This is a genomic window from Streptomyces sp. NPDC005402 (assembly GCF_040606575.1).
Lineage (GTDB): Bacteria > Actinomycetota > Actinomycetes > Streptomycetales > Streptomycetaceae > Streptomyces.
Genome location: NZ_JBEXFB010000005.1, coordinates 487584 through 499639 on the forward strand (window position 1 = coordinate 487584; position 12056 = coordinate 499639).

Annotated in this window: 14 protein-coding genes; 7 read left to right on the forward strand and 7 right to left on the reverse strand. The window is 71.0% G+C overall.

Translation table 11 applies throughout. The features are described from left to right. The 3 genes from ABZT02_RS12915 to hemC are packed head-to-tail and all read left to right on the forward strand — an operon-like array spanning position 1 to position 1960. Positions 1 to 519: a hypothetical protein gene (locus ABZT02_RS12915; protein WP_356017072.1), complete on the forward strand. Its 519-nt coding sequence runs from the start codon at positions 1 to 3 to the stop codon at positions 517 to 519. Then, positions 516 to 983 carry a GNAT family N-acetyltransferase gene (locus ABZT02_RS12920; protein WP_356017074.1) on the forward strand — a complete coding sequence of 156 codons (468 nt, stop codon included), beginning with the start codon at positions 516 to 518 and terminating at the stop codon, positions 981 to 983. Before ABZT02_RS12915 ends, ABZT02_RS12920 begins: the two co-directional genes overlap by 4 nt. Positions 984 to 1024: 41 nt before the next feature. After that, positions 1025 to 1960: a hydroxymethylbilane synthase gene (hemC, locus tag ABZT02_RS12925; RefSeq protein ID WP_356017077.1), complete on the forward strand. Its 936-nt coding sequence runs from the start codon at positions 1025 to 1027 to the stop codon at positions 1958 to 1960. A gap of 13 nt (positions 1961 to 1973) precedes the next feature. Here the strand turns inward: hemC and ABZT02_RS12930 are convergent, their stop codons facing one another. The 4 genes from ABZT02_RS12930 to ABZT02_RS12945 form a co-directional block, all read right to left on the reverse strand. Continuing rightward, positions 1974 to 2489 carry a hypothetical protein gene (locus ABZT02_RS12930; protein ID WP_356017079.1) on the reverse strand — a complete coding sequence of 172 codons (516 nt, stop codon included), beginning with the start codon at positions 2487 to 2489 and terminating at the stop codon, positions 1974 to 1976. A gap of 192 nt (positions 2490 to 2681) precedes the next feature. Next, on the reverse strand, positions 2682 to 3533 hold the full coding sequence (locus ABZT02_RS12935) for an ABC transporter permease (protein ID WP_356017082.1): 852 nt from the start codon (positions 3531 to 3533) through the stop codon (positions 2682 to 2684). Then, positions 3493 to 4314: an ATP-binding cassette domain-containing protein gene (locus ABZT02_RS12940; RefSeq protein WP_356017084.1), complete on the reverse strand. Its 822-nt coding sequence runs from the start codon at positions 4312 to 4314 to the stop codon at positions 3493 to 3495. Before ABZT02_RS12940 ends, ABZT02_RS12935 begins: the two co-directional genes overlap by 41 nt. After that, on the reverse strand, positions 4311 to 4766 hold the full coding sequence (locus ABZT02_RS12945; protein WP_356017086.1) for a MarR family transcriptional regulator: 456 nt from the start codon (positions 4764 to 4766) through the stop codon (positions 4311 to 4313). Before ABZT02_RS12945 ends, ABZT02_RS12940 begins: the two co-directional genes overlap by 4 nt. A gap of 252 nt (positions 4767 to 5018) precedes the next feature. Here ABZT02_RS12945 and ABZT02_RS12950 point away from each other — a divergent pair, with 252 nt between their 5' ends. Next, positions 5019 to 5807: an RNA polymerase sigma factor SigF gene (locus ABZT02_RS12950; protein WP_356017088.1), complete on the forward strand. Its 789-nt coding sequence runs from the start codon at positions 5019 to 5021 to the stop codon at positions 5805 to 5807. An 18-nt stretch (positions 5808 to 5825) separates the two neighbouring features. Here the strand turns inward: ABZT02_RS12950 and ABZT02_RS12955 are convergent, their stop codons facing one another. Beyond that, positions 5826 to 6158 carry an ANTAR domain-containing protein gene (locus ABZT02_RS12955; RefSeq protein WP_356017090.1) on the reverse strand — a complete coding sequence of 111 codons (333 nt, stop codon included), beginning with the start codon at positions 6156 to 6158 and terminating at the stop codon, positions 5826 to 5828. A gap of 169 nt (positions 6159 to 6327) precedes the next feature. Here ABZT02_RS12955 and ABZT02_RS12960 point away from each other — a divergent pair, with 169 nt between their 5' ends. Next, positions 6328 to 7131: a VOC family protein gene (locus ABZT02_RS12960; RefSeq protein ID WP_356017092.1), complete on the forward strand. Its 804-nt coding sequence runs from the start codon at positions 6328 to 6330 to the stop codon at positions 7129 to 7131. A 448-nt stretch (positions 7132 to 7579) separates the two neighbouring features. Here ABZT02_RS12960 and glgX read toward each other — a convergent pair whose 3' ends face one another. Together glgX and ABZT02_RS12970 are read right to left on the reverse strand one after the other, a co-directional pair. Continuing rightward, a complete protein-coding gene (gene glgX / locus ABZT02_RS12965) occupies positions 7580 to 9676 on the reverse strand; it encodes a glycogen debranching protein GlgX (RefSeq protein ID WP_356017151.1) in 2097 nt (698 codons plus the stop codon). A 44-nt stretch (positions 9677 to 9720) separates the two neighbouring features. Continuing rightward, positions 9721 to 10215 (reverse strand): pep a2, encoded by a 495-nt coding sequence (locus ABZT02_RS12970; protein ID WP_356017094.1) that lies wholly within the window; start codon positions 10213 to 10215, stop codon positions 9721 to 9723. A gap of 300 nt (positions 10216 to 10515) precedes the next feature. Here ABZT02_RS12970 and ABZT02_RS12975 point away from each other — a divergent pair, with 300 nt between their 5' ends. Beyond that, positions 10516 to 10815 (forward strand): DUF5133 domain-containing protein, encoded by a 300-nt coding sequence (locus ABZT02_RS12975; RefSeq protein WP_356017096.1) that lies wholly within the window; start codon positions 10516 to 10518, stop codon positions 10813 to 10815. A gap of 75 nt (positions 10816 to 10890) precedes the next feature. After that, positions 10891 to 12056, forward strand: a 1166-nt coding sequence (locus ABZT02_RS12980) for a maltotransferase domain-containing protein (protein ID WP_356017098.1), incomplete at its 3' end; no start/stop codon positions are given.

Genomic DNA, 12056 nt, shown 5'->3' on the forward strand with positions numbered 1-12056 from the left:
ATGGATCTTCACGAGGAACTGCCCGCCGCCGTCGACACCGAGGCCCTGCTCGCCCTCGCCGACTCCCACCACGCCCGTCCGGTGCGGCCGTTGGGAACCAAGGAGGCCGCCGGCCACCTGGTGAAGGTGTACGCGCTGGAGGCGCCCGGCCGTTCCGTGTCCGACCAGGACGTGGAGGCCGGGCTGCGGATCGCCGCGGGCCATCTCGAACTCGGCCCACTACGGGGCTCCCTGGGGCTCGCCGTCCTGATCGTGCACACGGGCGGGGACGGCGACTACGTCCTGGTCCACAGCTGGATCGAGGGCGACATGGCGGACCTGGCGATCTTCGCCGGTCCGGTGGGCAAGCCCGACGCGCTGCGGCCCGGCCGGGCGGGACTGGCGCCCTGCGTGTGGGAGGCAGCCGTACTCGCCCACGAGCGGAGCGCGTACTCCCGGCACGTCCTGGGCGGCACCGGACCACTCGCCGACCGTCTCACGGCCTGGGGCGCGGACACGATCACCGGCGACGTCCGATGAGCGACGCTCCCCTCGTCCGGCACGCCGAGCGCGCCGACCTGCCCGCGGTGGCCGAACTCGCCGCCCGGCACGCGGAGTACGAGCAGGCGGCCGCGCCCCCGAAGGATCTGCCGGACAGGCTGGCCGCGCTCCTCTTCGACATCCCGGCGCCCCGCCTGCGCTGTCTGCTGGCCGAACTCCCGGACGGCGAACCCGTCGGCTACGCCACCTGCTCGCCCGAACTCTCCACCTGGGAGGGCCGCGAGTACCTGCACATGGACTGCCTGTTCCTGCTTCCCGGGCATCGCGGTCTCGGACTCGGGATGCTGCTCATGGACGCCGTGACCGCCGAGGCCCGCGCGCTGGGCCTCGATGAGGTGCAGTGGCAGACACCGGCCTGGAACGACGGGGCGATCCGCTTCTACGACCGGATGGGTGCCCGCGCCAGGCAAAAGGTGCGCTACTCCCTACCCGTGGAGCCCTGAGCGTCAAACACCGAACGTCCGCAGGGTCTATCGTGTCCCGCATGTCCCTCCCGGAACTGATCCGCATCGTCTCCCGTGACTCGCCGATGGCGCTGGCCCAAGTGGAGCGTGTCAGAGGCGAGTTGGCCGCCCTGTATCCCGGTGTGCGCACCGAGGTCGTGCCGGTGAGGACGACCGGTGACAAGTGGATGGGCGACCTGTCGGCCGTCGAGGGCAAGGGCGCGTTCACCAAGGAGGTCGACGCCGCGCTGCTGGCCGGTGCGGCGGACCTCGCGGTGCACTGCGTGAAGGACGTGCCCGCCGACCGGCCGCTCCCGGCGGGCACCACGTTCGCGGCGTTCCTGAAGCGGGACGACATCCGTGACGCCCTGATCCACCCGGGCGGCCTCACCCTGGACGAGTTGCCGGACGGCACCCGCATCGGCACCTCCTCGGTGCGCCGCGTGGCCCAGCTCGCCGCCACCCACCCGCACCTCGAGTGCGTGCCGTTCCGCGGCAACGCCAACCGGCGCCTCGCGAAGCTGGCGGCCGGCGAGGCGGACGCTCTGCTGCTCGCGGTCTCCGGACTGGAACGCATCGGGCGCCAGGACGTGATCAGCGAGATCCTCTCCCCCGAGACGATGATGCCGCCGATCGGCGCGGGCATCCTCGCGCTCCAGTGCCGGGAGGGCGACACCGAGCTGATCGACACGGTCAGCGCGCTGGGCGACCCGGACACCTTCCGGGAGGCGACCGCCGAGCGCATGTTCCTGCACGTCCTGCAGGGCCACTGCAACAGCCCGATCGCCGGGTACGCGCGCATGGACCTCGGTGGCGAACTCTCCCTGCGGGCCTGCGTGTTCACCCCGGACGGCAAGACCAGGCTGAACGCCCACGAGTGGGCGGGCCGGCTCGATCCGGCCACGCTGGGCACCTCGGTCGCCGTGGCGCTGCTGCGTCAGGGCGCCCGCGAGATCATCGACGGCATCCCGCACTGAGGCCCAGACGGGATCAGGCAGTGCCCTCTTCGGCCTGGTCCCGCAGGAAGTTGCTGATCTGGCAGGCCAGGCCCTCGCGGCCGGCGACCACGTGCGGGGCTCCCTCGTCGAGGCCGATGCCGCCCGCCCACAGCCGTCGGTCGGCCCACTCGTCGTCGACCCGCAGCTGGATCTGCACATCGATCTGGCCGAGGCTCGCCTCCGGTCCCGCCGCGAACAGCACGGCGGTGACGCGGCGCAGCGGGTAGACGTCGAACCCCTCGATGAACTGCGAGTTGCGCCAGTCGATGAAGGCGCTCTCGCCGTCGGGGCCGAGCCGCACGTCGATCTGACCGTCCTCGAGGTGGACGGTCGGATGACGGTCGCCACGGTTCTCGACGGTCACACGGACGCTGAAATACGTGAGCCCTTCGGCGGCGTCGTCGCGTCCCCGCGGCGGCTCGGCCGCCTCCAGACGGTGGACGCGGACACGCAGACCGGCATGCTCGTCGTACTCCTGCCAGTCCCCGACCACGTTGGGCTCGTACACAGTGCACCTCTTCGACCTCAGAGAGCTGCTTCCTATCTGTGTGCTCGATGCACTGTCAAATGAGCAGAATGCGCTGTGGCCAGGGAATTCACCCCCTTTGATCGCTGATCAAGCCGTGCGCAGGAAGAATCCGCCGAACGGCCGGAAAAACCCTTCCGCGGGCGTGCCGCACATCACGTTCCGCGCGCATGATCAACGGGCCAGCCGGCCGAGGAGCGAGGAGGCCGCGGTGATGCCGAGTGCGGCGGCCACGGCCAGCACCCCGAAGTCGAGCGCCAGATGGGCGGGCGTGCCGAGGAGGAGACCGCGCAGGGCGTCGACTTCGTAGCTGAGCGGGTTCACCCTGCTGACGGCCTGAAGCCAGCCCGGCATGACGGACAGCGGGTACAGGGCGTTGGAGCCGAAGAAGAGCGGCATGGTGATGGCCTGCCCGATGCCCATCAGGCGGTCCCTGCTGAGCACGATGCCGGCGATGGTCATGGACAGGCAGGAGAAGAACGCCGAGCCGAGGATCACGATCGCGCCGACGCCGAGGAGTTTGAGCGGGTTCCAGGTCAGTGACACCCCGAGCAGGGCGGCGATGAGGATGACGACGACGGCCTGGATCAGCGATTTCACTCCGGCCGCGAAGGCCTTGCCGGTGGTCAGTGCCGAGCGTGGGGTGGGGGTGACCAGGAGTTTGTTGAGGATGCCCGCGTCCCGCTCCCAGATGATCTGGATGCCGTAGAAGATCGCGATGAACATCGCCGACTGGGCGATGATGCCGGGGGCCAGGTAGTCGATGTAGGGGATGCCCTGGGTGGGGATCGCCTTGATGCGGGTGAAGGTCTGGCCGAAGATCAGCAGCCACAGGGCGGGCTGGACCGCTCGGGTGTAGAGCTCGGTGCGGTCGTGGCGGAGCTTCTGGAGCTCGACGGCGCACATCGCCACGACCCTGGCGGGCAGCAGGCGCCAGCCCGCGCGGGGCTCCGGCGGGCGGAGCAGCAGGCTGATGGAGCCCGGGTCAGCCGACGCGGTTCGCGGTGCGGCGGGTGCTTCGGACATCGCGGAAATCCCCTCCCTCGTCTTCGAGTCCGCTGCCGGCGACGTCACGGAAGACGTCCTCCAGGGTCGGCAGGGTGTCGGTGCCCCGCTTTTCGGCCAGTCCCCGCCTGAGTTGGTCGGGGGTGCCGAGGGCGCGGACGCGGCCGCGGTGCATGAGGCCGACCCTGTCGCAGTACTGGTCGGCCTCGTCCATGTAGTGGGTGGTCACGAGGACGGTCATGCCGGTGGCCTCGCGTACGGCGTTGATGTGCTCCCACACGCCGGTGCGGGCGATCGGGTCGAGGCCGATGGTCGGCTCGTCGAGGATCAGCAGCCGGGGCGCGCTGACCAGGGCCTGGGCGAGCTCGAGGCGGCGGACCATGCCGCCGGAGTAGGTGCCGGCGAGCCGGTCGGCGGCGTCGGTGAGGTCGACGGCGGCCAGGGCCTGGGCGACGCGCTCGGCACGTTCCTTGCGGGCCACGTCGAAGACCCGGGCGAACAGGGTGACGTTCTCCCGGCCCGTCAGGTTCGCGTCGGCGGACAGCTGCTGCGGGACGTAGCCGAGCAGACGGCGCACGGCCATCGCGTCGTCCGCGGTGTCGCGGCCGAAGACGTGGATCATGCCGGCCGGGACGGGGAGGAGGGTGGTGATGCAGCGGATGGCGGTGGTCTTGCCGGCGCCGTTGGGGCCGAGCAGTCCGAAGACCTCGCCCTCCTCGACGGTCAGGTCCAGTCCGGCCACGGCTTTCGTGTCGCCGAAGGCGTAGGTCAGGCCCGTACAGGAAACAGCTCCGGGTGTCATGCGTCCTCGGCCTCCTCGTGCAGATTGACGGCGAGCGCGCGCAGGGCGGGGAGCGCGGCGCGCAGGGCCTCCTGATCGGCCGCGCCCAGCCGGGTGACGTGCCGGCTCACGAGCGCCACCCGCCGCTGCTTCCAGTCCCTGAGCCGCGTCCGGGCCTTCTCGGTGAGCAGCAGCCGGGCGGCGCGCCGGTCGGCGGGATCGGTCTCGCGGACCAGGTGGCCCTCCGTGACCAGCTGGTTGACCAGGGTCGAGACGGAGTTCCCGGCCAGATGCAGCTCCTTGGCGGCGTCGGAGACGCCGATGCCGGGCCGCGACTCGACCAGGCGCAGCAGTTCGACCTCGGCGCCGCGCAGCCGCGGCACGGCCAGTCCGGCGCGCAGCCTGCGCCTGAGCAGCCGCTGGACGCCGACGAGCACGTCGGCCAGCTCTTCGGGGAAGGTCTCTTCGTCCACACCGCCGAGATTACCTCTGACTCAGAGGTATCTCACCCAAGGCTTGGTCAAACACATAGGTGACGATCTATGTAATTTGTTTTATTTCACCCAGAAGCGGGAAACTACTCGATAGTGCTTCGGACAGGAGGCACGTCCGTGGGAGCCCCGCCGAGCGGGTTCCGGATGATCCCCTGTCTCCTCAGGGTCCGAGTGCGTGCCCGCCTCCCACGGTGTCTGTCCATCCAGCACCCGCTCAGGGAGGTGCGCGACATGTCCGTCGCCACCAGAACGAAGCCGCATCCGCACGACGACGCCCCCGACACCAACGCGGCGTTCGAGCGGCTGGCACAGCTGCCCGAGGGGCCGGAGCGCAAGGCCCAGCGGGACGAGCTCGTGGAACTCTGGCTGCCCATGGCCGAGCGGATCGCCGTCCGCTTCCGGGGCCGCGGGGAGTCCCTCGAAGACCTCTACCAGGTGGCCGCCCTCGGGCTCGTCAAGGCCGTCGACCACTACGACCCGGCACGCGGCAGCGCCTTCGAGGCGTACGCGGTGCCGACCGTGACCGGCGAGATCAAGCGGCACTTCCGCGACCACATGTGGACGCTGCACGTGCCGCGCCGGGTGCAGGATCTGCGCAACCGGGTCCGGCAGGCCTCGAAGGAGCTCGCGCAGACGCCCGGGCGGGCGCCCACCATCGCCCAGATCGCCGAGCTGGCGCATCTGACGGAGGACGAGGTGCGCGCCGGCGCGGAGGCGCTGGAGTGCTTCTCGGCGCTGTCGCTGGAGGCGGAGATGCCCGGCACCGACGGCTACGCCCTGGGCGACGCACTCGGCGGCCCCGACCCCGGCTTCGACGTGGTCGTCGACCGGGTGGCCGTCGGGCCCTGCCTCAAAGCCCTGCCCGAGCGCGAGCGGACCATCCTGTACCTGCGCTTCTTCCGGGGCATGACACAGAGCAGCATCGCCGAGGAACTCGGCATCTCGCAGATGCATGTCTCCCGGCTGCTCAGCACGTGCTTCGCGCAGCTGCGCGAGGAGGTCATGGCCGACGCCCGCTGAGTGAACCCCCGGCGCGAGTCACTCGGACGGCGCCCCCGGAATCTGCCTCGGGCCGTAACGGTCGAGAGCCTCCTCGAGCTCGACGCGGATCTCCGGGGGGATCTCTCCGGACCGTCCCCAGATGAGGATCAGCTCAGCGACGTTGCGCAGTTTGATGTTCGTGTGCTGGGAGACGTCCTTCAGCACTTCCCAGCCCTCGTCCGGGGTGATCCTGCCGAGCGCGACGACCATGCCGATGGCCTGGTCCACGACCGCATGGGAGGCGACCGCTTCCTTGAGCTGGCCGATCTCCTCCTGCAACGCGAAGATCCGGTCCGACTCGTCGGCGGGTTCGTTCGGTACGACTGACACGCCTCCATCCTGTCACTCGGGCGGGTCCACGCCACCGGACGGAGGCGAACGGGCCACCGTTTCGGCGCCGTCCCCGGGGTACTCGGCAGGCGCCCGAGGCGGTTCCGGACGGACACTGGTGGAAGACCGCCCGGTGGCCGCCGGCCGACGAGAGCAGGACGCGACTGCCATGAACCACGATCCGAGACATCCCACCGCGACCGCGGACGTCGTCTCCAGCCACCATGTCTTCGGCGCCCCCTGCTGGGTGAGCCTGACCAGCCGCGACCAGCAGACCACGGAGGACTTCTACGGGGCCGTCCTCGGATGGGAGTGGAAGCCCGCCAAGCTCGGTGAGCGCTTCCGGGTCGCGCTGGCGGACGGGACGCCGGTCGCCGGCATCGCGGCGGTGGCGTCCGTGTGGCAGATGGCGGTGGCCTGGACCCCGTACTTCGCGGTGCCCAGCGCGGACGAGGCGGCGGCCCGCGTACAGGAGCGCGGCGGCACGCTGGCGGTCGGCCCGATGTCCTTCCCGCCCGGCCGGGCGGCCCTGCTCTCCGACCGCGACGGGGCGACCTTCGGCGTGTGGGAGGGCGACCTCGTCGCCAACTGGGAGGTGTGGCGGCGCGCCCAGCCGGCCTTCGTCCGACTGCACACCCGCGACGCCTTCGACGCCGCCATCTTCTACGGCGAGGTCCTCGACTGGGCGACGGAGCGCCCCGGCTGCTGCGAGGTCCGCTACGAGGGCGGCGAGGTGGTGCTGCGGTGCGGGGGCGACGTGGTGGCGCGCATCGAGTCCGGGGCGCTGGGCTCGGCCCCCGATCCCCGGATCCGGCCGCACTGGCAGGTCCACTTCGCGGTCGCGGACGTGGCGGCCTGCGCCAAGGCGGCGGAGGTCCACGGCGGCAGCGTTCTCTCGCACGACACCACCGAGGCCGTCCTGCGCGACCCCGACGGCGCCCAGTTCACGGTGACCTCGCGCCGAGCCCGCTGAGGGCGGGGCCCAGGGGCCCGGCCCTTCATCATTTCGCCCGCTCCGGGCGGCACGGACCCCCGGGCCAGACAGCTGGCGGGCGCCGCGGGCGTGGGCGGCCGGGACGCCCCATACGACCTGACGCCGAGCGCGTGAGGAGGCCCTGGGCCCCGCCCTCACCAGCCCTCCCGCTCCAGCGGCAAGGATCCCGGACCGAACGGACCCCGGCACCGTTGCCGTGGGCGGCCGAGGGGCCCCATGCACCCTCGCGCCGAGGGAGAGCCCCTGGGCCCCCCGCCCTCATCGCCCCTCCCACCCGGCGGCACGGATCCCCGGATGGGACGAAGGCCGGCTGCCGGTGCCGTGGACCGCCGGGGCGGAGGTAGGCGGCGAGGCCTGGCTGACGCGGGCCGCCGAGCGGGCGTGGTGCGCGGCGGGCGGCAGGTCGGCGGCGGCGGCCTGGACGCCTTCACGCCCCCGCGCGGGACGGTCTCGACAGCAGCACCAGGCTGCGCGCCTCGACCGTCATCTCCGTGCCGGCCTTGTGTTCCGCCTCGTCGGCGCCCCGGGGCTCGGTCGTGTCGAGCACGGTCGTCCAGCGTTCACCGTAGGCGGGGTCCGGAAGCCGGAAGTCGACGGGTTCCCAGTGGCCGTTCAGCAGGAGCAGGAAGGAGTCGTCGACCACCCGGTTTCCACGCGGGTCGGGTTCGGCGATGGCATCGCCGTTGAGGAAGACACCGACCGCGTGCGCGTCGGAGCGCTGCCAGTCCGCCTCGGCCATCTCGCAGGCGTCCGGCAGCAACCAGACCAGGTCGGGCAGCGGCTGCCCCGCGTGCGTCACGGTCTCGCCCCGGAAGAACCGGCGCCTGCGCAGCACCGGATGCGCCGCGCGCAGACCGATCACGTACCGCGTGAAGTCGGCGAGATCACGCTGCTCCTCGGTCAACTCCCAGTCGATCCAGGAGACTTCGTTGTCCTGGCAGTAGGCGTTGTTGTTGCCGCCCTGCGTCCGGCCGAGTTCGTCGCCGTGACAGAGCATCGGAATGCCCTGGGAAAGGAGCAGCGTGGCAAGGAAGTTGCGCTGCTGGCGGGCCCGCAGCTCCAGGACCGCCGAGTCGTCGGTCTCGCCCTCGGCCCCGCAGTTCCAGGACCGGTTGGTGCTCTCGCCGTCCTGACCGTCCTCCCCGTTGGCCTCGTTGTGTTTGTCGTTGTACGAGACGAGGTCGCGCAGGGTGAAACCGTCGTGCGCGGTCACGAAGTTGACGCTGGCCCGCGGACGCCGCCGGCTGTGCTGGTACAGGTCGGAGGAGCCGGTCAGCCGGGAGGCGAACTCACCGAGTGTGTGCGGCTCGCCGCGCCAGAAGTCCCGTACGGCGTCCCGGTACTTGCCGTTCCACTCCGACCACAGGGGCGGGAAGTTGCCGACCTGGTACCCGCCCTCCCCCACGTCCCACGGCTCGGCGATCAGCTTGACGCGGCTGATCACCGGGTCCTGCTGGATCAGGTCGAAGAACGCCGACAGCCGGTCCACCTCGTGGAACTGCCGGGCCAGGGTGGCCGCGAGGTCGAAGCGGAAGCCGTCGACATGCATCTCGGTCACCCAGTACCTGAGCGAGTCCATGATCAGCTGGAGCACGTAGGGGTGCCGCATCAGCAGGCTGTTCCCGGTGCCTGTGGTGTCGTAGTAGTGCTCCCAGTCGCCGTCCACCAGCCGGTAGTACGAGGCGTTGTCGATGCCCCGGAAGGAGAGGGTGGGCCCCTTCTCGTTGCCCTCGGCGGTGTGGTTGTAGACGACGTCGAGGATGACTTCGAGGCCGGCCGCGTGCAGCGCCTTCACCATCGCCTTGAACTCGGTGACCTGCTGGCCGCGGGTGCCGTGGGCGGCGTAGGCGTTGTGGGGCGCGAAGAAGCCGATCGTGTTGTAGCCCCAGTAGTTGGCCAGGCCCCGGTCCTGGAGCACCCCGTCGTGCACGAACTGGTGCACCGGCATCAGCTCGACGGCGGTCACACCGAGCGAGGTCAGGTGGTCGAGTACCGCGGGGTGCGCGAGACCGGCGTAGGTGCCGCGCAGTTCCGGCGGGACGTCGGGGTGGGTGCGGGAGAGGCCGCGGACGTGGGCCTCGTAGATCACACTGTCGGCGTAGGGCCGCCGTGGCGGCCGGTCGTCGCCCCAGTCGAAGGCCGGATCGGTGACCACACCGAGCATGGTGTGCCCGGCACTGTCGGCCTCGCGGGTGTGCAGCGAGGGGTGGCTGTCCACCTGCCCGTCCACCGCCTTGGCGTACGGGTCGAGGAGCAGCTTCGCCGGATCGCACCGATGGCCGAACGAGGGCTGCCAGGGTCCGTGCACCCGATAGCCGTAACGCTGCCCCGGCCCGACGCCCGGCACGAAACCGTGCCACACGAAGCCGTCGACCTCGGTCAGCGGGACGCCGGTGTGGGCGCCCCGCTCGTCGACCAGGACGAGTTCGACCCGCTCGGCCACCTCGCTGAACAGCGCGAAGTTGGTGCCCTCGCCGTCGAACGACGCGCCCAGCGGGTAGGGGTGCCCGCTCCAGGCCGGCACCCGCTTCCCGCTCTTGACCTGCTTCTTCCTGGACGACGGCACGCTCAGCTCCCGCCGTCGACAGCGGCGGCGGCCAGGGCCGCGACCGGCATCTCGCGCGGCACCTGGAGCACCTCCCGCAGGGTGGGGGCGGGTGCCGTCGGCACGAGCGGGACGCGCTCGCCGGCGCGGGCCCGCTGCGAGAACCAGATGACCTTGCTGCCGGTGCCGGTGGCACAGCAGCCCCAGCCGTCGCTCATCGCGGCGATGCGCTCCAGGCAGGCGCGCAGATCCAGATCCGGGCGCAGGTCGCAGTCGTTCTCGGCGACGGCGGTGATGAGGTGCTGACCGTTCCACCACAGCTCGATCGAGGTGTTCTTGTCCGTCGCGTGCTCGTCGATGGCCTTGAGCAGCAGTTCGGTACCACGACAGACGGGCTCGACCAGGGTCTCCAGGTCCCAGAGCCGTAGGTGGGCGGCCAGGATGCGCCTGACCTGCCCGACCCGTTCCGGGCTGACCTCCACGTCGAGGTGGTAGTAGCAGGGCACTGCGGTCTTCATCGTCGCTCGCTCCTCACCGCGAAGCTCCCGCTCCTCCCGGCCCCCGCGGGACCGGACCCCGAAACACGGAGCGTGAGTGCTGATCGCTTCAGAGTGACTCCAGAGTGGGAGTCGTACGCCATTCGTGCAACACGAGCGCCCCACTGAGGTAGTTGAAGAACCAACAAGACGTTGGGTCGTCCCACGTGCACCATGAGTGAAGATCTCTTGAATCCCGGAGCTTCCTGAGCCCTGGATCTTCCCGAGCCCGGATTCTTCCGCGCCCTGGATCCTCCCGAGTCCCGAAAGGTGAACGGCGCCATGCTGCTACCGGCCAAAGCCGAAGTCGCCCGGCAACTGCGGCGCTATCGCGCCTGGGAGCGCGTCATGCTGGCCTCCCCCGCCGATCGCGATGTCCGGGCCACGTTCGAGGACTCGGGTTACACGCTGTGCGTACTGATGGGCAAGCGCTGCGCGCGTGAGGCGGCCGAGGCCGCCGAGCACTATCTGCGCAGCAGCGTGGTGGCCTACCTCCAGGAGCAGAGCGACCTCCCGCGGGCGGGCGACGTCGCGCGACGCGGTCCGCCGAGATCCGCGGAACGTTCCCCCGCCGGGAGGTAACACCCCGCCGGCGCAGCTTCGATCCCCGGCCGGGCGCAGTCAGCGCCCGGCCTCGAGCACGGCGGAGGCGAGAGCATGAGTTCCACCCCGGTCATCGGCCGCATCCCGGTACGGGACGTCCGCCCTGCCGTGGAGTCCGGCAGGCGCCCGGCGAAGGCGGTCGTGGGAGAGACGTTCGAGGTCACCGCGACGGTGTTCCGCGAGGGCCATGACGCGGTCGCCGCGAACGTCGTCCTGACCGACCCGGAAGGGCGGCACGGCCCGTGGACGCCGATGCGGGAGCTGGCCCCCGGCAGCGATCGCTGGGGCGCGGAGGTCACCCCGGACGTCGAGGGCCGCTGGACGTATCGCGTCGAGGCCTGGAGCGATCCGGTCGGCACCTGGCGTCGCATCGCCCGCATAAAGGTTCCTGCCGGTCTCGACACCGGTCTGGTCCTGGAGGAGGGCGCCGAGCTCTACACGCGTGCGGCGGCGGGCGTCCCGGAGGGACCGCAGCACGCGGTGCTGCTGACGGCGGCGAAGACCCTCGCGGACGACTCCCTGCCGGTCGCGACCCGTCTGGCGGGGGCCCTGACGCCGGAGGTGGACGCGGTGCTCGCCCGCCATCCGCTGCGGGAGTTGATCACCGCGTCGGAGACGTTGCCGCTGCTGGTGGAGCGGGAGCGGGCGCTGTTCGGGTCGTGGTACGAGTTCTTCCCGCGCTCGGAGGGCACCCCGGAGCGCCCGCACGGCACGTTCCGTACGGCGGCCCGCCGGCTGCCCGCGATCGCCGCGATGGGCTTCGACGTGGTGTACCTGCCGCCGATCCATCCGATCGGCACCACCTTCCGCAAGGGCCGCAACAACACCCTGTCCGCGGGCCCGGACGATGTGGGGGTGCCGTGGGCGATCGGCTCGCCGGAGGGCGGCCATGACGCGGTCCACCCGGACCTGGGCACCATCGAGGACTTCGACTGGTTCGTCGAGCAGGCCGCGGCGCAGGGTCTGGAGATCGCGCTGGACTTCGCGTTGCAGTGCTCGCCGGACCATCCGTGGGTGCAGAAGCATCCGGAGTGGTTCCACCACCGCACCGACGGGACCATCGCCTATGCGGAGAACCCGCCGAAGAAGTACCAGGACATCTACCCGATCGCCTTCGACGCGGACCTGGAGGGTCTGATCGCGGAGACGACCCGGGTGCTGCGGCACTGGATGGCCCACGGGGTGCGGATCTTCCGGGTGGACAATCCGCACACCAAGCC

Coding starts and splice junctions, on each gene's coding strand:
- ABZT02_RS12960 (WP_356017092.1), top strand. CDS start 6,328: ATGAACCACGATCCGAGACATCCCACCGCGACCGCGGACGTCGTCTCC.
- ABZT02_RS12975 (WP_356017096.1), top strand. CDS start 10,516: ATGCTGCTACCGGCCAAAGCCGAAGTCGCCCGGCAACTGCGGCGCTAT.
- hemC (WP_356017077.1), top strand. CDS start 1,025: ATGTCCCTCCCGGAACTGATCCGCATCGTCTCCCGTGACTCGCCGATG.
- ABZT02_RS12935 (WP_356017082.1), bottom strand. CDS start 3,533: ATGTCCGAAGCACCCGCCGCACCGCGAACCGCGTCGGCTGACCCGGGC.
- ABZT02_RS12915 (WP_356017072.1), top strand. CDS start 1: ATGGATCTTCACGAGGAACTGCCCGCCGCCGTCGACACCGAGGCCCTG.
- ABZT02_RS12970 (WP_356017094.1), bottom strand. CDS start 10,215: ATGAAGACCGCAGTGCCCTGCTACTACCACCTCGACGTGGAGGTCAGC.
- ABZT02_RS12940 (WP_356017084.1), bottom strand. CDS start 4,314: ATGACACCCGGAGCTGTTTCCTGTACGGGCCTGACCTACGCCTTCGGC.
- ABZT02_RS12920 (WP_356017074.1), top strand. CDS start 516: ATGAGCGACGCTCCCCTCGTCCGGCACGCCGAGCGCGCCGACCTGCCC.
- ABZT02_RS12950 (WP_356017088.1), top strand. CDS start 5,019: ATGTCCGTCGCCACCAGAACGAAGCCGCATCCGCACGACGACGCCCCC.